Annotated in this window: 16 protein-coding genes; all 16 read left to right on the top strand. The window is 58.8% G+C overall.

Going from position 1 to position 17262, the window contains the following annotated elements:
* The coding region (locus tag DFR31_RS09850) for an OsmC family protein (protein ID WP_121442498.1) at positions 1–309 on the top strand (309 nt) is incomplete at its 5' end.
* 448 nt (positions 310–757) lie between these two features.
* Complete coding sequence (locus DFR31_RS09845) at positions 758–1795, top strand: DUF262 domain-containing protein (protein ID WP_121442497.1); 1038 nt, start codon at positions 758–760, stop codon at positions 1793–1795.
* An 11-nt stretch (positions 1796–1806) separates the two neighbouring features.
* Positions 1807–2424: a hypothetical protein gene (locus DFR31_RS13800; RefSeq protein ID WP_147436970.1), complete on the top strand. Its 618-nt coding sequence runs from the start codon at positions 1807–1809 to the stop codon at positions 2422–2424.
* Positions 2425–2528: 104 nt separating this feature from the next.
* Positions 2529–3107 carry a DUF6932 family protein gene (locus DFR31_RS09840; RefSeq protein ID WP_147436969.1) on the top strand — a complete coding sequence of 193 codons (579 nt, stop codon included), beginning with the start codon at positions 2529–2531 and terminating at the stop codon, positions 3105–3107.
* A complete protein-coding gene (locus tag DFR31_RS09835; protein WP_121442495.1) occupies positions 3097–4050 on the top strand; it encodes a hypothetical protein in 954 nt (317 codons plus the stop codon). Before DFR31_RS09840 ends, DFR31_RS09835 begins: the two co-directional genes overlap by 11 nt.
* Before the next feature lie 162 nt (positions 4051–4212).
* Positions 4213–4902, top strand: coding sequence for a hypothetical protein (locus DFR31_RS13795; RefSeq protein WP_147436968.1), 690 nt, complete (start codon positions 4213–4215; stop codon positions 4900–4902).
* Positions 4903–5000: 98 nt separating this feature from the next.
* Complete coding sequence (locus tag DFR31_RS09830; RefSeq protein WP_211328284.1) at positions 5001–5690, top strand: nuclease-related domain-containing protein; 690 nt, start codon at positions 5001–5003, stop codon at positions 5688–5690.
* Positions 5687–6193 carry an OsmC family protein gene (locus tag DFR31_RS09825; RefSeq protein ID WP_121442494.1) on the top strand — a complete coding sequence of 169 codons (507 nt, stop codon included), beginning with the start codon at positions 5687–5689 and terminating at the stop codon, positions 6191–6193. The genes DFR31_RS09830 and DFR31_RS09825 overlap by 4 nt, the downstream gene beginning before the upstream one ends.
* Positions 6183–8975 carry a type I restriction endonuclease subunit R gene (locus DFR31_RS09820; RefSeq protein WP_170153657.1) on the top strand — a complete coding sequence of 931 codons (2793 nt, stop codon included), beginning with the start codon at positions 6183–6185 and terminating at the stop codon, positions 8973–8975. Before DFR31_RS09825 ends, DFR31_RS09820 begins: the two co-directional genes overlap by 11 nt.
* 65 nt (positions 8976–9040) lie before the next feature.
* Positions 9041–10585 (top strand): restriction endonuclease subunit S, encoded by a 1545-nt coding sequence (locus DFR31_RS09815; protein ID WP_170153656.1) that lies wholly within the window; start codon positions 9041–9043, stop codon positions 10583–10585.
* Positions 10582–12504 carry an ATP-binding protein gene (locus DFR31_RS09810; RefSeq protein WP_121442492.1) on the top strand — a complete coding sequence of 641 codons (1923 nt, stop codon included), beginning with the start codon at positions 10582–10584 and terminating at the stop codon, positions 12502–12504. The genes DFR31_RS09815 and DFR31_RS09810 overlap by 4 nt, the downstream gene beginning before the upstream one ends.
* Complete coding sequence (locus DFR31_RS09805; protein WP_121442491.1) at positions 12501–13988, top strand: class I SAM-dependent DNA methyltransferase; 1488 nt, start codon at positions 12501–12503, stop codon at positions 13986–13988. Before DFR31_RS09810 ends, DFR31_RS09805 begins: the two co-directional genes overlap by 4 nt.
* A 161-nt stretch (positions 13989–14149) precedes the next feature.
* A complete protein-coding gene (locus tag DFR31_RS09800; RefSeq protein WP_121442490.1) occupies positions 14150–14392 on the top strand; it encodes a type II toxin-antitoxin system Phd/YefM family antitoxin in 243 nt (80 codons plus the stop codon).
* On the top strand, positions 14389–14652 hold the full coding sequence (locus DFR31_RS09795; RefSeq protein WP_121442489.1) for a Txe/YoeB family addiction module toxin: 264 nt from the start codon (positions 14389–14391) through the stop codon (positions 14650–14652). Before DFR31_RS09800 ends, DFR31_RS09795 begins: the two co-directional genes overlap by 4 nt.
* 298 nt (positions 14653–14950) lie before the next feature.
* A complete protein-coding gene (locus tag DFR31_RS09790) occupies positions 14951–16246 on the top strand; it encodes an MFS transporter (protein ID WP_121442488.1) in 1296 nt (431 codons plus the stop codon).
* A gap of 313 nt (positions 16247–16559) precedes the next feature.
* Positions 16560–17234: an HAD family hydrolase gene (locus DFR31_RS09785; RefSeq protein WP_121442487.1), complete on the top strand. Its 675-nt coding sequence runs from the start codon at positions 16560–16562 to the stop codon at positions 17232–17234.
* The last annotated feature ends 28 nt before the right edge of the window (positions 17235–17262 follow it).

Genomic DNA, 17262 nt, shown 5'->3' with positions numbered 1-17262 from the left:
ATGCTGCTGGAGGCGCTGGTGGCGTGCGCCGGTGTCACGTTGTCGGCGGTGGCCACGTCCTTGGAAATCCCCATCGAAGCGTGCACATTACGGGCTGAGGGGGATCTGGATTTCCGTGGCACGCTGGGCATCTCGAAGGAGGCCCCGGTGGGGTTCAAGGAGATCCGCCTGGAAATCGCGCTTCAATCACCCGCCTCGGCCGAGCAACTGGACACGCTCCTCAAGCTCACCGAGCGGTACTGTGTGGTGGCGCAAACGTTGAAGGCCGCCGTGCCGGTGCACGCCAGCTTTCGAGACCATGCCCAATAACCAGAACCCGGAACAACGCCCTATCAGCGAACTGCAACCGAGCCAATGGCGGAAGGAGGGAGAACGACGAGGACCTGGCTGACGGCGTGCGCATCTGACCCGGAGTACACGCCTGGGAAGCGCAGGCGCAGAGGCGTGCGACCGAGTGGTTGGAATTGGTTGGCTGATCCTGCACTATCAGGGGAACAGGATCACAGACTGCGCCAGGGAGACCCACCATGCGCATCCAGGGACGATGGCCCGCTTGCCAGAACAACACCGCCAGGTGCCACCCGCCCCATGGGCCGGTGATACTTTCCCCGTCTTATAGTGTGACCCGCGTGGACCGTGCCTTGCGGCGGGGCGGCTCAGTTCAACAGACATTTATCCGCCATGCTGCGCACGGGCGGATCGCTGCTTAGATGTTATGCAGCCGGTGGACAGCTATATTTCACCATCAGGAGAAGAAATGAAAAAATTTGATACACGAGTTTATAGCGTATCTGACTTCGTTGAGTGGGAGTCGTCTGGCCTGCTCGATTTATCGCCTGAATTTCAAAGACGATCCGTTTGGAGCGAGAAAGCCAAGTCGTATCTTATTGACACCATTGTCCGAGGCAAGCCGATTCCAAAGGTTTTGATTACCCAGGAGCTAAAAGGAACCAGAAACATTCGTGTTGTTGTTGATGGGCAGCAAAGGTTAAGAGCAATACTTGAGTTCATGGAAGATGGGTTCAAGATTTCAAAAGCGCACAACCCTGAATTTGCGGGGAAAACATATTCGACTTTAAACGAGGGCTTGCAGCATGAGATCCTTAAGTATGAAATCGGGGTCGACTTGCTATTTGATGCGACTTATCCAGACATACTAGATATTTTTGCTCGACTTAACACGTACTCAGTAAGGCTGAACAATCAAGAGCAACTTAATGCTAAGTATCTAGGTTTTTTCAAGCAAACCGCATATAGTTTAGGCTATGAGTATGTTGGCTATTGGGTTGATTCAGGAATTTTGACCAAAGCTCAGGTATCAAGGATGGCAGAGGCAACTTTAGCCTCTGACCTTTTGGTTGCACTGGCCGATGGAGTTCAAACCAACAAGAATATTTCTACCTTTTACAAAAAGTTTGAGGATGAAGAGGGAGACTTAGACAAAATTCAGGACCTTTTTCACAAAACCATGAGTGTCATTGGTGAGATTTATCCGGCCTCCGAACTAAAGAATACTAACTTCAGCAGAATACATCTATTTTATTCACTGTTTTGTGCAGTGGCTCACTGCATTTCCGGTGTTGAGGGACTAGAACATGCTCCCAGAGTAGACATTATTAAAAACATCAAGAAGACTAGAGTTCGTCTAGATGAGATAAGCTCTCGATATGACGAAGATGACGAAAGTCAAGATTATCAAAAATTCATAGACTATTCTCGTCGCGCGACTACTGATACGAGCAGACGAATTTTCCGAAGTGAATTCCTGTGCAAAAAGCTCTCTGAAATTCTCTGAGGTCGGAAGCAATGGCCAGAATAAAGATTTCCGCAGCCCACAGGGATTTTACGGCAGAGCTGAATTCTTTGATAAGATTAGACTCAATCAATCAGTCTAACACTGGATTGAGCAAAGGGCAGTTAGAGCTCCTAACAGAGGGAGTATTTCTCTCCGCTTTCAGGGCATATGAAAATTACGTAGAGGAGGTTTTTATTTTGTATACCCTAGAAAAAAATGGGCTTTCTGGTTTCAAGCCAAAATCATATTTAAAACCTAGGAGCTACAATCATTCAAGAGACCTAATACGGTCATCAATGCCATTCTTAGATTGGTCAAATCCAGAGTCGGTAATGGAAAGAGCTTCTATTTATCTTAGCTCTGGCGAACCATTGAGGACGGCCATAGCTGGTGCAAACCGCGATCTTCAAGACATGAAAACACTCCGGAATCAGATCGCTCACAACTCCAAAGAAAGCAAAATTAAGTACGCTAAACTACTCCGCCGGGAATACGGTACAGCCCCGTTGAACATTCCTTCGCCTGGTCGACATCTTTTAAAGACTGCACCCGGACGAAGCCCCACGGAGCATTATTTAGCCTTTTACATAAATACATTGCTATCCGTTGGGGTTGCGATTGCCGCATAAATATATAACAACTTCAGGCAGGGCGACGCCCTTTACATTGCGCCTTCTGCTCCTTGACAAAGACGCGCGTTCTGCAAACGTTATTCGAGAGGGGACAGGTAGTAGTGATTCCAGATTTCAACCAATCAGGCGTGCTTCCGCCTTTCCTGGCGACGCGTGGGCCGACGGACTCCGCTGCAATGGCGCCGTATCCTACGTCTATGGCAGAAGTCGCTGATACCTTAGGCTTTTCTGTGGAAAGGCGTGGCATCCTCTCCGGCCTCCTGGACTTCCGCCGGGCCCTACAGGCGGCAGGATTCACCGATGGGTTTCAATGGCTTGCAGGAAGCTATCTCGAGGATTGCGAGACACAACGAAGGCGCCCCCCGAAGGACGTTGATGTGGTCACGTTCGCCCGGCGACCACCGGCACTACAGGAGCAAGGCGCCTGGAACAAATTTGTGGCAGGTTCTCCCGAACTCTTTGACCGCAATGTCGTGAAGAGCGCGCATAGCTGTGACGCGTTCTTCGTCGATCTCTCCCTCCCCCCAGAGGCGATCGTGTCGCGCACTAGGTACTGGTTCGGCTTGTTCTCCCACCAGCGGGCGACATACTTATGGAAAGGGATCTTGCAGATACCCCTGCACGCAAACGATGATGCAGCTTTGGCTCTGCTGAGCGGAGATCGCAAACATGCCTCTTAAGTTGCAGATTGATGCCCTTGAAGCAGAATTGGCGGGAGTTGAGGCTCTGCTCGGCGAGGCTTCTGAGATTGGAGACACGGTTGGCAAGCTCCAGTACCAGCAGCGCGCAGATGAACTGCGCGCAGAGCTTGATCGTTTGTATACCCTTCACTCGCCTTTCGCCAGCGTTGCGCTTTACTTTAACGGAGAGCCCGTACTGGGTTCGCGGGGTATTGCCGCAGACTTCGCTGGAAGAGCTCTGGACACGTTCCAGGAGATAGTTTCGAAGGTCTACGCTAAATGTGAACTAGGGACTATTGGCGAACGTGGGCGCGTTCCGCTGCAGGACAGCGCTGGCTTGATGATTACGGGCGTCACGCACGGCTCCTTCGGCTTTGTTCTAGATGAATTATCTGACCAGGAGGAATTACACGACACCGCACTGAAAGAAGTCATCCACTCCGTATCACAACTTCTCGAGGACATCGGTGCGGACTCCGAGCAGAAGTTCGAAAGCACAATTGAAGATATAGATGCCCGGACGCTCATAGCTCTCCGCAACTTCTTCAAAGACATGGATACCGCGAGCGCGACGGTCCGCCTTGTCGACGACGAGCGGGATTTTACACTCGACGAGGGTGCGATCCATCGCGGAAGGCTGAGAACGGAAGCGACGCAAATCAAAGAGGATACGCAGTCTGTCGAAGGTAACTTGCTTGGTTTTCTACCAGAACACAGGAGATTCGAGCTTCAGGTAGCTAGTGGAGAAGTCGTCTATGGGACGGCTTCGATGGAAGCTGCCGAACAGGTTCAAGAAGCTGTCGAATCCGGCAATTTTGTAGTCGGTGGCGCTAACTCATGGTGCGTAGGGAACGTCATTGTGCGAACCGTCCAGCCTCTAAACCGGACTGCGCGCATCACTTACAGGTTGGTGGAGTTTACGAAGCTTGGAAATGCCGGATAACTTAGGAGCTGGAGTGATGGGATGGACTCCTCCCACCCCCTTATCCGGATCCGGCATCTGAGTGCCATGCTGGATAAGAGGGCGGGATGAGTCTGTCCTATCACTGACAGCATTAGCTCTCTTCGGTTGCTCTCCAGGGAGCTGAGGCTTTAGGAGTCATTTATGGATAGCTGGTCACTTGACCTGAAATCTGAGTTCGTCAACAATTTATACGAGAGCTACCTCAATCGTGTCGAACACATTACCACTTTATACTCAGTCGTCACCCTGATTGAGCAGCAAATATGTTCAAGCTCAGAATGCCTAAATGAGGCGGTGGAGATTCCGCTCAGCACCAACTTTGGGAACTGGGCAACGATAAAAAGAAAACGCGATATTATGCATAGTGTTAAATCGGGGCAACTGCATAGGATCAACTGCTATCAAGCTGTTGTTTCGCTTGTTTCCAACTTCGAAGACCTTATCGATAGAATCATCAATCACGTTCGCGTTTCTAAAAAAGAAATATCCAATGCGGCACCAATTGGCCAAAAGGGGAGAATTGACCACCCTCTTCTAAAGAAGGTTCATGCCGTTCACTCAAATCTTTCGATGCATAGCAATATGGTTGGGCGACATGAGACTTATTATTACTACAGGATTATCAAAGCCAGGAACTGCATTGTGCATCGACAGGGAATTCCGAATAGCTTGGAGACAACTCTTCTCCAAGGGTGGGTCTCAGATGGGTGTATTGCGTTTGATAAAAATCAAATCGATGACTTTGTACATTTCTTTTTGATGCCTTTGATTAGCATGATTAAACAGTTAGACCAACAATTGGGAGAAGATATTGAAGAGTCGAACTCCTAACAAAGCAATCAACGCGGACGATGAACTGCATCGCACATGTGCTACCTCGCCGGCACGCCGCCGTCATTCGCCGGTTATCGCAAAGTTGAAAAAAATACGTGGAAACTGGACTAATCACAACTGAAATCCTAAAGGTACTGTTGTGGGCAATTCCCGTCGCCCTGATCATGGCCACACTCCGGTCCCCATGGTTCAAGGGGCTGGCCGGCGAAGCCTTGGTCGCCTTGGCAGCAAAGCTAAGGCTCCCGGCAAGTACCTACCACCGACTGCACAACGTCACTCTCCCCACGCCGGACGGAACCACCCAGATTGACCATATCTTCGTATCTCGGTACGGCATCTTCGTGGTCGAGACCAAGAACATGAAGGGCTGGATTTTCGGCGGTGAGCGGCAGGCTCAGTGGACGCAGAAGATCTACAAGCGAACCTTCAGGTTCCAGAACCCCCTTCGGCAGAACTACAAGCACGTGAAGGCGCTGGAGTCGGCGCTTGATGTCTCACCAGAGCACATCCATTCCGTGGTGGTGTTCAACGGGGCAAGCCGGTTCAAGACACCCATGCCAGCCAACGTTACTTGGGGCGGCGCCTACATCACGTACATCAAGTCATTCACTAACCCAGTGCTGAGTGAGTCCGAGGTACGAGACGTCCTGTCGCAAATCAAATCCGGCCGGTTGGCGCCAACCCGGGAGACGCACCGCCAGCACGTCCAACAGCTCCGGTCTCGGTCCACCCCGACAGGCCAGCGCGCCCTACGCACTTCTCCAAACAAGAGGAGCCCACCATGACTGATCTCCGCTCCCTCCAGGCACCGCTCAAGGAGCAATACCGGCAATCTCCGGAATCGGCCCTCGTCACGCTGAAGGCGGAGGGCCGTGTCGGCGAAGGGGTCTCGTGCAGTCTGGCCACCGGCAAGGCGCTGGTCGAGGCTGGGCTGCACCCCGCGACGGGTGGGCCCGGCACCCAGGCCTGTTCCGGGGACATGCTGCTGGAGGCGCTGGTGGCGTGCGCCGGTGTCACGTTGTCGGCGGTGGCCACGTCCTTGGAAATCCCCATCGAAGCGTGCACATTACGGGCTGAGGGGGATCTGGATTTCCGTGGCACGCTGGGCATCTCGAAGGAGGCCCCGGTGGGGTTCAAGGAGATCCGCCTGGAAATCGCGCTGCAGTCACCCGCCTCGGCCGAGCAACTGGACACGCTCCTCAAGCTCACCGAGCGGTACTGTGTGGTGGCGCAGACATTGAAGGCCGCCGTGCCGGTGCACGCCAGCTATCGAGACCATGCCCAATAACCAGAACCCGGAACAACGCGCCCGCGACCGCATCGATGAACAGCTCCGCGCCTCCGGCTGGACGGTGCAGAGTCTGGCCGCCCTGAACCCGCAGGCCGCCCGGGGCGTAGCGGTGCGCGAGTACCCCACCGACACCGGCCCCATGGACTACCTGCTGATGGTGGACGGCGAGCCGGTGGGCCTCATCGAGGCCAAGCGGGAGGAGGAAGGCCACCGCATCACCACGGTGGAGGAACAGTCGGCCCGCTACGCCGGCGCGGCACTCAAGCATGTGGGCAGGGCCGACCTGCGCTTCGTGTACGAGGCCACCGGCGAGATCACCCGCTTTACCGACCGCGACGACCCGGCCCCGCGCGCCCGCGAGGTGTTTCAGTTCCACCGGCCGGAAACCATGGCGGCGTGGCGCGCTCAGGCCGCCCCCCTCCGCGCCCGGCTGCAGGCCCTGCCCGCGCTGCAGCCCGACGGCCTGCGCGACTGCCAGTTCCGCGCCATCAACAACCTGGAAACCTCGTTAAGCGAGAACCGCCCCCGGGCGCTGATCCAGATGGCCACCGGCGCGGGCAAGACCTTTACGGCCATCACCAGCATCTACCGCCTGCTCAAGCACGCCGACGTCAAACGCGTCCTGTTTCTGGTGGACACCCGCAACCTGGGCGTGCAGGCCGAGAACGAGTTCCACCAGTACCTGCCCCAGGACGACAACCGCAAGTTCACCGAGCTCTACACCGTCCAGCGCCTGCGCTCGCCCCACGTGCCCACCGACGGGCAGGTCTGCATCAGCACCATCCAGCGCCTCTACTCCATCCTGAAGGGCGAGCCGCTGGAGGAGTCCGCCGAGGACGAGCTGCCCGGCCTCGACGCCCTGCGCCGGGAGCCGCTGCCGGTGGTCTACAACCCCAGGGTGCCGCCGGAGTTCTTCGACGTCATCGTCATCGACGAGTGCCACCGCTCCATCTACAACCTCTGGCGGCAGGTGATCGAATACTTCGACAGCTTCCTGGTGGGCCTGACCGCCACCCCGGACAACCGCACCTACGGCTTCTTCCACCAGAACGTGGTCAGCGAGTACCCGCTGGAGCAGTCGGTGGTGGACGGCATTAACGTGGACCATTTTGTCTGGCGCATCGACACCCGTTTGACCCGCGAGGGCGCGAAGATCGAGGCGGAGGAGACCATCGAGCACCGCGACCGCCTCACCCGCGAGCAGCGCTGGCAGCAACTGGACGAGGACCTGGAATACGAAGGCGCGCAACTGGACCGCAGCGTGGTCAACCCCAGCCAGATCCGCACCGTTGTACAGGCCTTCCGCAACGCCCTGCCCCGCATGTTCCCCGACCGCCGTCTGCCGGACGACGAAGCCGGCCCCGCCGGGGTCGAGGTGCCCAAGACGCTGATCTTCGCGAAGACCGACAGCCACGCCGACGACATCATCCACACCGTCCGCGAGGAGTTCGCCGCCGGCAACGACTTCTGCCGCAAGATCACCTACCGCATCGACGACGACCCCCAGAGCGTGCTGAACAGTTTCCGCAACGACTACCACCCGCGCATCGCCGTCACCGTGGACATGATCGCCACCGGCACCGACGTGAAACCCATCGAGTGCCTGCTGTTCATGCGCGACGTGAAAAGTCGCAACTACTACATGCAGATGGTCGGACGCGGCACCCGCAGCCTGGACGCCGACGGCCTGCGCCAGGTCAACCGCTCCGCCGCCGGGCCCAAGGCGCACTTCGTGCTGGTGGACGCAGTGGGCGTCAGCGAATCGAAGAAGATGGAAACCGGCAGCCTGGAGCGCAAGCCCAGCGTGCCCCTGAAGAACCTGATGCAGGCCGTGACCATGGGCGTGCGCGACCCGGACAGTCTGACCAGCCTGGCCGGCCGTCTGGCCCGGCTCAGCAAACGTCTGGACGACGAGCAGCAGCAGGCGGTGCGCAAGATCACCGGCGGCCCCGACCTCAACACCATCGCCTCGGAACTGCTGGCCACCGACGACCCCGACGCCCTGCGCCGCGCCGCCCGCGAAACCCACCACCTGCCCGAAAACGCCGAACCCAGCCCGGAACAGCTCGAAACCGCCCGTGAGGAACGTGCCAGGGCCGCCACCGCCGCCATCACCGGCGCGCTGACCACCTACCTGGAAGAGGTGCGCCAGCGGCAGGAACAGGTGGTGGACACCCTCAACCCGGACAAACTGGAAGTCAGCGGCTGGGAAACCGACGCCGAAACCCACCGCGAGCAACTGCGCCAGGCCTTTCGAGAGTGGCTGGAGGCCCACCGGGACGACATCGACGCCCTGACCATTTATTATCACCAGCCGCACCGCCGGCGGGAGATCACCGCCCGGGCCATCCGCGAACTGCTCGACGCCCTCAAGCGCGAGCAACCCAAGCTGGCCCCGGCCCGGGTGTGGGAGGCGTACGCCCGTCTGGACGAAGTGCAAGCGCGCCGGCCGGAAACCGAACTGGCCCAGATCATCGCCCTGGTGCGCCGGGTCAGCGGCTGGGACGACCAGCTCACCCCCTACGCCGAAACCGTGCGCGCCAACTTCAAACGCTGGGTGTTCGGCCGACACTCCGGCAACCAACCCAAATTCAACGAGGAACAGATGGCCTGGCTGGAAAAAATCCGCGACCACATCGCCGCCAGCTTCCACATCACCGTGGACGACCTGGACTACGCCCCATTTGACGCCGAGGGCGGACGCGGGCGCATGTGGCAGTTGTTCGGGGAGGACATGGAGCGGGTGTTGGATCAGATGAATGATGAGATGGCGGCGTGATGGCTACTTCTGGATCTCAACCACCAGAATGTGTTTCCCAATGGCCAAAAACATGGGAAGTGGCCGTGCTTGGCCAGGTAATCAGCGCCATAGAAGCTGGAAAAAGTTTCAAGTGCCTTGAACGGCCTCCAGAAGAAGGCGAGATTGGTGTAGCCAAAGTTAGCGCCGTAACGTGGGGAGAGTACCAAGAAAGTGAGAGCAAAACTTGTCTAGATCCTAGCCGAGTTCAGAACAATTTATTTATCCAAGAAGGGGACTTTCTATTTAGCCGATCAAATACAATCGATCTTGTCGGCGCTTGCGTGATTGCAAAAGCAGTCAGCCGCAATGTGATGCTAAGCGACAAGATCCTACGACTGACGTTTACTTGGGTTTCACCAAAGTTCGTCCTTTTCTACTTACGATCCGTAGCAGGCCGGCGGCAAATCGAACTGCTGAGCACAGGCAATCAGCAATCGATGCGGAACATTGGCCAGGAACGCATTAGGGCGATTCGACTGCCAATACCACCTCTTGCAGAACAACGCCGCATCGTCGCCAAGATCGAAGAACTCTTCTCCGAACTGGACAAGGGCGTGGAAAGCCTGAAAACCGCCCGCGCCCAGCTCAAGACCTACCGCCAGTCCCTGCTCAAGGCCGCCTTCGAAGGCCGCCTCACCGAACAATGGCGCCGAGACAACGCCGACAAACTCGAAACCGCCGACCAACTCCTTGAGCGCATCCGCGAAGAACGCGAAGCCTGCTACCAGCAGCAGCTAGGAGAGTGGAGGGCCGCAGTCGCGGAATGGGAGGTGAATGGCAAGTCAGGAAAGAAGCCGAGGAAGCCAAGACTGCCAAAGAAACTGCCTAATATAAGTAATGAAGATATTCGCAACTTACCTCATATACCTTATGAATGGAAGTATCTTCGTTTAGGTACATTGATACATACGGACGTCGGCTATGCTTTCAAGAGCTCTAGTTTTTCAGAGTCAGGCGTGCGGCTTCTTCGAGGTGATAACATCGCACCCGGGAGACTCCGTTGGGATAATGCAAAATACTGGCCAGAGAAAAGACTTAGCGGCTATGAGAGTTTATTAGTACATGAAGGTGATGTTGTCTTAGCCATGGATAGACCCATAATTTCTTCCGGTTTGAAACTGGCGGTAGTACGCCCAGAAGATTCCCCATGCTTACTGGTTCAACGGGTCGCTAGGTTCAGGAAAAGCACTTCAGTAGACATGAGATTCTTGACTGGAGCCCTATCACAGAAGAGATTTGCTGTGCACTGTCTAGGCAACCAGACAGGAACTCAGCTACCGCATATTAGCGAGTCACAAATCAGGGAATTTATTATTCCTGTTTGCAGCGCGGAAGAGCAAGCTGAGATTGGGCAGGTGCTCGATGAAGAGTTATCAAAGATCGAGCATTTAGAGCATCTGATCCTATCTTCAATAGAGAAAATCGAATATTTGCGCCAGTCCATCCTAAAACGCGCCTTCGAAGGCAACCTCGTCCCCCAGGACCCCAACGACGAGCCCGCCAGCGCCCTGCTGGAGCGCATCCGCCAGGAACAGGCCGATGCCCCCAAAATCAAGCGCCGCACACGCAAGGCAAGGACGCCCGCATGAGCCAGGTGACGGCACAGGAACTCCTCGATCAACTCCGACAACTCGACGAGTCGGATCGGATCGAAGCCAAGCGGGCCTCGGCCATCGGTGAGTCCCTGCTGGAAACGGTCTGCGCCTTCGCTAACGAGCCGGGGCTGGGCGGCGGCTGGCTGTTGCTGGGCGTGGAAAAGGCCACGGATACGCCCGGTGACTATCGCGTAACCGGCATAGCGGACCCGGACAAGCTGCTCAACGACCTGCACTCCCGCTGTGCCAATGCCTTCAACGTGCCCCTGCGCATTCAGGCGCGGGCTGAGGCGCTGAGTGAAGGCACGGTAATCCTGGTAGAAGTGGCGGAAGCCGATCCGGCCTCCCGGCCTATCTGCTTTGCGAACAAGCCCCTGCCCCGCTCGGCCTGGCGGCGTGGCCCCAGTGGCGATTACCGTTGCAATCAGGACGATCTCGCGGCGCTGTATCAGGGGCGATCTGGCCAGAGTTACGATGCCTCAGTGGTGACCGGGGCCAGTCTGGATGATCTCGACCCGGACGCCATCGAGCACTATCGCAACGCGCGCCGCGCCGTAAACCCGGCGGCGGAGGAGCTGAACTTTTCCGACGATGAATTGCTGGAATCGCTGGGTGCTGTCGTTCGAAATGCCGGCAACCTGCAGCCCACGGTGGCAGGGGTGTTGCTGTTCGGTCGGCGGGGCGCTTTGCGCCGTCTTTTCCCGGCCAACCGGGTGGACTATGTGCGCATTCCCGGCAAGGAGTGGATTGAAGACCCACACGAGCGCTTCACCACGCTGGATCTGCGCGACACCCTACCCCGGCTGATTCAGCGGGCGACGGCCGCGGTGCTGGACGACCTGCCCCGTGCCTTCCAGCTACCTGAAGGGGAGATACGCCGGGACGAAAAGACGGTGCTGCCAGACAAGGTGGTGCGCGAGGCCGTGGTGAACGCCGTCATGCACCGCAACTATCAGCGCCAGCAGCCCGTTCAGTTGCTGCGTTACAGTAATCGACTTGAAGTGCAGAACCCGGGGTACTCCCTGAAGGCGCTGGAGAATCTGGGCGAGCCGGGTTCGCAGTGGCGCAACCCGGTCATCGCTTCGGTGTTGCACGAGATGGGGTTGGCTGAAACCAAAGGCAGCGGTATCCGCGTCATGCGCCGGCTGATGGAGGAAGCGGGGCTTTCGCCGCCCAGTTTCGATTCCGACCGCCACAATGACCAGTTTTCTGCTACCTACCTGTTCCACCACTTCCTGACCGAGGAGGATGTCGCTTGGCTCGGCCAGTTCCGGCATCTGGGGCTGGGCGAGGACGAGCAGCGGGCGCTGATCTTCGTTCGGGAGACCGGCCGAATCACCAACTCCGATTACCGCGACCTGAACCGGGTCGATACCCTGACCGCCAGTCAGCGATTGGCCCGTTTGCGGGACCTGGAGCTAGTCGAGCAGGTGCCGCGTGGACCGGCGACCTACTATGTGCCGGACGCTCGACTGGGTATTCCAGCAGACCAGGCTGAGGATGAGCTGTTGGCTAACTTTTCCGAGTCGCCGGAAGGCTTATCTAGGGAGTCCGAAGGCTTATCTAGGGAGTCCGAAGGCTTATCTAGGGAGTCCGAAGGCTTATCTAGGGAGTCCGAAGGCTTATCTAGGGAGTCTCTACTCGGAGCGCTCCCAGAATCTTTGCGCCACCAGATTGAGGCGCTGGGCCAGAGGACCCGCGGCTCTGAACGACTTGAAGCCGCCATATTGGCCCTTTGCGCCCTGCGCCCCTGGTCGTTACGTGAGCTAGCGACAGCGACGGGGCGCAACCCCGCCTATCTCCAACACCGATACCTCACGCCATTGGTACGCAAGGGTCGGTTACAGCGACAGTACCCAGATGAGCCGAACCGCCCAGATCAGGCCTATATCGCCATCGAGGAGCAAGAATGAACGCCGAAAACCTCGTCTCCAGGGTCTGGAACTTCTGCCACATGCTGCGCGACGACGGCGTGAGCTATGGCGACTACCTGGAGCAGATCACTTACCTCATCTTCCTCAAGATGGCCGACGAATACAGCCGGCCGCCCTGGGGCCGGGATGTGGGCATCCCCGAGGCCTACAACTGGCAGAGCCTGAAGGCCCGCAAGGGCGCGGAGCTGGAGGGGCACTACATTGAGCTGCTGCGCGAGCTGGGCCAGGCGCGCGGCATGCTGGGCCAGATTTTCACCAAGGCCCAGAACAAGATTCAGGACCCGGCCAAGCTGGCGCGGCTGATCCAGCTCATCGACGACGAGACCTGGGTGATGCTCGATGCCGAGGTCAAGGGCGATATGTACGAGGGCCTGCTGGAGCGCAACGCCCAGGACACCAAGTCGGGCGCCGGCCAGTACTTCACGCCCCGCCCGCTGATCCGCGCCATGGTGGAGTGCGTGCAGCCACAGCCCGAGAAGACCATCTGTGACCCGGCCTGCGGCACGGGCGGCTTCTTTCTGGCGGCGTACGATTACATCAAGGCGCACCACATGGCCGAGATGACCGCCGAGCAGAAGCAGGCGCTCAAGCACCATACGTTCTACGGCAACGAGATCGTGCCCAGCGCCCGCCGCATGTGTCTGATGAACCTCTTTCTGCACAACATCGGCGATATTGGCGATGAACCCACCATCTCCCCCACCGACGCGCTACTGGCCGAGCAGCCGAGAAAACACGATTACGTGTTGGCCAACCCGCCCTTCGGCAAGAAGAGCACGCTGACCATCACCAACGAGGCCGGTGAGCAGGCGCGGGAGGAGTTCGAGTACAACCGCCAGGATTTCTGGGCCACCACCTCGAACAAGCAGCTCAACTTCGTCCAGCACATTCGCACGCTGCTGAAGGAGCACGGTCAGGCGGCGGTGGTGGTGCCGGACAATGTGCTGTTCGAGGGCGGCGCCGGCGAGACGGTGCGGCGCAAGCTGATGGAGACCACCGAGTTGCACACCATCCTGCGCCTGCCCACTGGCATCTTCTACGCCCACGGGGTCAAGGCCAATGTGCTGTTCTTCGACGGCCGCCCCGGGCGTGCGGAGCCGTGGACGGACGCGGTCTGGTTCTACGACTACCGCACCAACATCCACCACACCCTCAAGAAGAAGCCGCTGCGCGACGAGCACCTGCGCGAGTTCATCGAGTGCTATAAACCGGGGGCACGCCACCAGCGCCAGGCCACCTGGAGCGAGGACAACCCGGACGGCCGCTGGCGGTGCTACAGCCGCGAGGAGATCTTCAAGCGCGACAAGACCAGCCTGGATATCTTCTGGCTGCGGGACCAATCCCTGGGCGACCTGGACAACCTGCCCGAGCCGGACGAGATCGCCGAGGAGATCATCGAGAACCTGGAGGCCGGGCTGGAGAGCTTCCGGGGGGTGTTGTCGGAGCTGCAGGCCGAGCGGTGATTCGGGCGGTGGAACCCAATCGAACCTTCAGTATCCGCGAAATGCTGCCCAGTGCCCATGCAAAGTGAGGCAGAGAGGCCGCCTATCATGTAGCGTTCGTCTTGACGTACGTACTGAATAGCGTACATTTGATGAACTACTGAACACGTCAGGGGTGCGTCATGACCGGAATCACTGCAACCGAGGCGCGCAGCAACCTTTACCGGTTGATCGATGAAACGGCCGAGTCCCACCAGCCCATCGTCATCATGGGTAAGCGGAACCGAGCCGTTCTGGTATCCGAGGAAGACTGGTCAGCCATTCAGGAGACCCTGTACCTGCTGTCGGTACCGGATATGCGGGAGTCTGTTCGCGAGGGGATGGAAACCCCATTGGATGAATGTGATGAGGAGCTGGATTGGTGACATGGAAGCTGGCCTACACCAAACAAGCGCAGAAGGACGCAAGGATGCTGGCCGCCAGCGGCCTCAAATCGAAAGGTCAGGAATTGCTGGCGCTGATCGCCGAAGACCCCTACCGCAAGCCGCCCCCGTTCGAGAAGCTCATCGGTGATCTCTCGGGGGCCTATTCCAGACGCATCAACATTCAGCATCGTCTGGTCTATCAGGTGCTTGAGGACGAAGGCGTGGTGAAGGTGCTCCGGCTCTGGAGCCACTACGAATAATGCCTGGTCATCCCCCTCATCTCCGACGACATCGGCACCGGGGTGCGCACCTCGGCCATGTTGCCCTCGAAGAACTCGAAATCCAGGGGCTGGAACTTCTGCCAAATGCTGCGCGACCAATCCCTGGGCGACCTGGACAACCTGCCCGAGCCGGGCTGGAGAGCTTCCGGGGCGTTCTATCGGCGCTGCAGTCTGACCGGTGATGCCTGACCTGACCACGATCCGGGTTTACGGTGAGGCGGAACTGGAGGAGGATATTCGCCGCGACGGACGCAGCTAAGACCGGAGGCCGCATCGTATGAAGCTGTCGAGTACCGGATTCGCAGTCCTTGGGGCCGCGCTGATCGCCATCAGTTACGGGTTGGCACGCTTCGCTTTCGGTCTCTTCGTACCACCCATCCGCGAAGAGCTGGGTCTCTCGGCGTCGGTGATCGGCATCATCGGGGCGTTGCCGTTGATCAGCTTTCTTCTGGCGACGGCAGTTGCGCCGCTGGTCACCAAAATTCTCGGTTCCCGCTACACCGCGACGCTCTCCGGGGCATTCGGCGCCGGCGGGCTTGGACTCATCAGTCAGGCTGACGGCGCGGTGGCGCTCGGCGTGGGCGTATTCGCGTGCGGCATCTGTACAGGCTTAATGATGCCCGCCCTCACGGCGGCCATGCAGGCCGTGGTGAAGCGCACGCTGCACGGGCGCGTTAGTTCGGTGATGAACGCAGGCACGAGTATCGGTGTGGTAGTGGCCGTTCCCACGGTACTGCTGTTGACGGATGCCTGGCGGTTTGCGTATGCCTCTTTTGCCGTACTCGCCGTCGTCGGCCTGGTGGCCGCCTGGCGTTTACTCCCCTCGGTGTCACGGGTGGTGCCCGCAGAGGCCGCCTCTCCACCGCCTCTGAGGGAACTGCCCTGGTCGCGCCTTATCCGGCTGTCGCTCTTTGCCTTCCTCATGGGTGTCGTCTCGTCCGCCTACTGGATCTTTGCGCCAGACCTGGTAGTCAACCTTGGGGGCCTCCCCTCCGCTTCCACGGCCTGGCTCTGGCTCGCGGTAGGGGTGGCCGGGCTTGGTGGTGCTGCGGTCGCCGACCTGGCCGACCGCAACAACCCGCCGATCACCCAGGCGCTGATGCTGATGATGCTCGCCGCCAGCCTTGCGCTGCTCGCCGCAAGTCCGGCGCAACCGCTGCTGACGGCGTTCTCGGCGCTGGTCTTCGGGCTCGCCTACATGAGCCTGACCGGGCTTTACCTGATGACTGGCATACGCTTGCTGCCCGGGCGCCTCTCGGTTGGCCCTGTGCTGCCCTTCATGGCGGTATCGCTGGGCCAGGCCAGCGGATCGCCGTTGGTGGGGTGGCTGGTGGAAGGGTTTGGCTACGCCGATGCGTTCGCCATGCTCGCCGCGGTTGGTGTCTTCGTGGCCGTGCTGTCGCCCTTCTACCCGGGCGCCATCGCCGAGGCAGAGGAAGAAGAGGGTTCGGAGGAAACGGGTCTGCAGGCCGCGTACGATCACCAGTTGCACGACGAAGAGGGTGAACCGCTCGAGGACCCGTGTTGGACTCTTGATGAGGACGAGGGCGACGCTGGCATGAAAACCTCTTGACCACTCATTAATCGGAACCAGGCCGCGCAGCCGATTCAGACAGCGCCATGCTCGAGAGCTCCGCCCCAATATCACGGTGATGGGTGGCGTGCTGGCGGCGAGTGGCCTGGCTGCGACCGGGACCCAGTGCTATACGGTTAGGCATGTCCGCACCGGACGTCGGCCGAATGGATATGATGCCGACTTGGGCGTATTTACCATTTTTACAATGAGGTTTCCCCGCAAGAGGAAGAAACAGTGCGGGCGCAACACCGCCGGGGCCAATGCGCGATACATGCCGGCTTGCCGCGATCGCAAAGAAGGAGCCCTCAAAATGCCAGCCAGACCAAACGTCGTCGTTTTCGATGTTTTGGAGACGCTCCTCAACCTTGATCCACTGGCGGAGCGCTTCGAAAAAGTGGGTCAGCCCGCAACCTTGGCCGGCCCATGGTTCATGCGATTTCAGCGCGACGCCATGGCACTGAGCCTTGCCGGCGATGCCGCACCCTTCGAGCCCGTCGCTCGTCAGGCTCTGAGGACCGAATCGCAACAGACGCTCAGCGAAGACGACATCGATTACATCCTCGCCGGCTTCGCCTCGCTGCCCACCTTTGATGACGCCCTACCGGCCATGCGCACCCTGTCCGAGGCCGGCATCAAGGTTGGCTGCCTGACTGTCGGCAGTCCGGATAATACGCGTGCCTTCCTTGACGGCGCCGGGCTGCTCGAGTTCGTTGACCACGTCGTCACCGCCCAAGCCGCAGGCATTTGGAAGCCGCACCCGAACATCTACCACTTCGCCGCGGAGCAGTTGCAGACACCGCTTGACCGCATGGCACTGGTTGCCGTGCACGCCTGGGATTGCCACGGCGCCAAGCGGGTCGGCGCACTTGCCGGCTGGTGTGCCCGTCTTGAACTTGAGCCTGGGGATGTCTTTCTGCCTGCCGACGTCACCGGCCAGACCCTGACCGAGGTGGCGGACAAACTGGTGGCCCTGGGAGAGCCCTGACTTTCTTACGCCGCCGAGGACGTCGCGA

The organism is Alkalispirillum mobile (assembly GCF_003664325.1).
GTDB lineage: Bacteria > Pseudomonadota > Gammaproteobacteria > Nitrococcales > Halorhodospiraceae > Alkalilimnicola > Alkalilimnicola mobilis.
Note: the sequence above shows the minus strand (reverse complement) of the source record. Positions and strands in the feature narration are given on the sequence as shown.

Coding starts and splice junctions, on each gene's coding strand:
- DFR31_RS09845 (WP_121442497.1), top strand. CDS start 758: ATGAAAAAATTTGATACACGAGTTTATAGCGTATCTGACTTCGTTGAG.
- DFR31_RS13800 (WP_147436970.1), top strand. CDS start 1,807: ATGGCCAGAATAAAGATTTCCGCAGCCCACAGGGATTTTACGGCAGAG.
- DFR31_RS09835 (WP_121442495.1), top strand. CDS start 3,097: ATGCCTCTTAAGTTGCAGATTGATGCCCTTGAAGCAGAATTGGCGGGA.
- DFR31_RS13795 (WP_147436968.1), top strand. CDS start 4,213: ATGGATAGCTGGTCACTTGACCTGAAATCTGAGTTCGTCAACAATTTA.
- DFR31_RS09825 (WP_121442494.1), top strand. CDS start 5,687: ATGACTGATCTCCGCTCCCTCCAGGCACCGCTCAAGGAGCAATACCGG.
- DFR31_RS09820 (WP_170153657.1), top strand. CDS start 6,183: ATGCCCAATAACCAGAACCCGGAACAACGCGCCCGCGACCGCATCGAT.
- DFR31_RS09810 (WP_121442492.1), top strand. CDS start 10,582: ATGAGCCAGGTGACGGCACAGGAACTCCTCGATCAACTCCGACAACTC.
- DFR31_RS09805 (WP_121442491.1), top strand. CDS start 12,501: ATGAACGCCGAAAACCTCGTCTCCAGGGTCTGGAACTTCTGCCACATG.
- DFR31_RS09800 (WP_121442490.1), top strand. CDS start 14,150: ATGACCGGAATCACTGCAACCGAGGCGCGCAGCAACCTTTACCGGTTG.
- DFR31_RS09790 (WP_121442488.1), top strand. CDS start 14,951: ATGAAGCTGTCGAGTACCGGATTCGCAGTCCTTGGGGCCGCGCTGATC.
- DFR31_RS09785 (WP_121442487.1), top strand. CDS start 16,560: ATGCCAGCCAGACCAAACGTCGTCGTTTTCGATGTTTTGGAGACGCTC.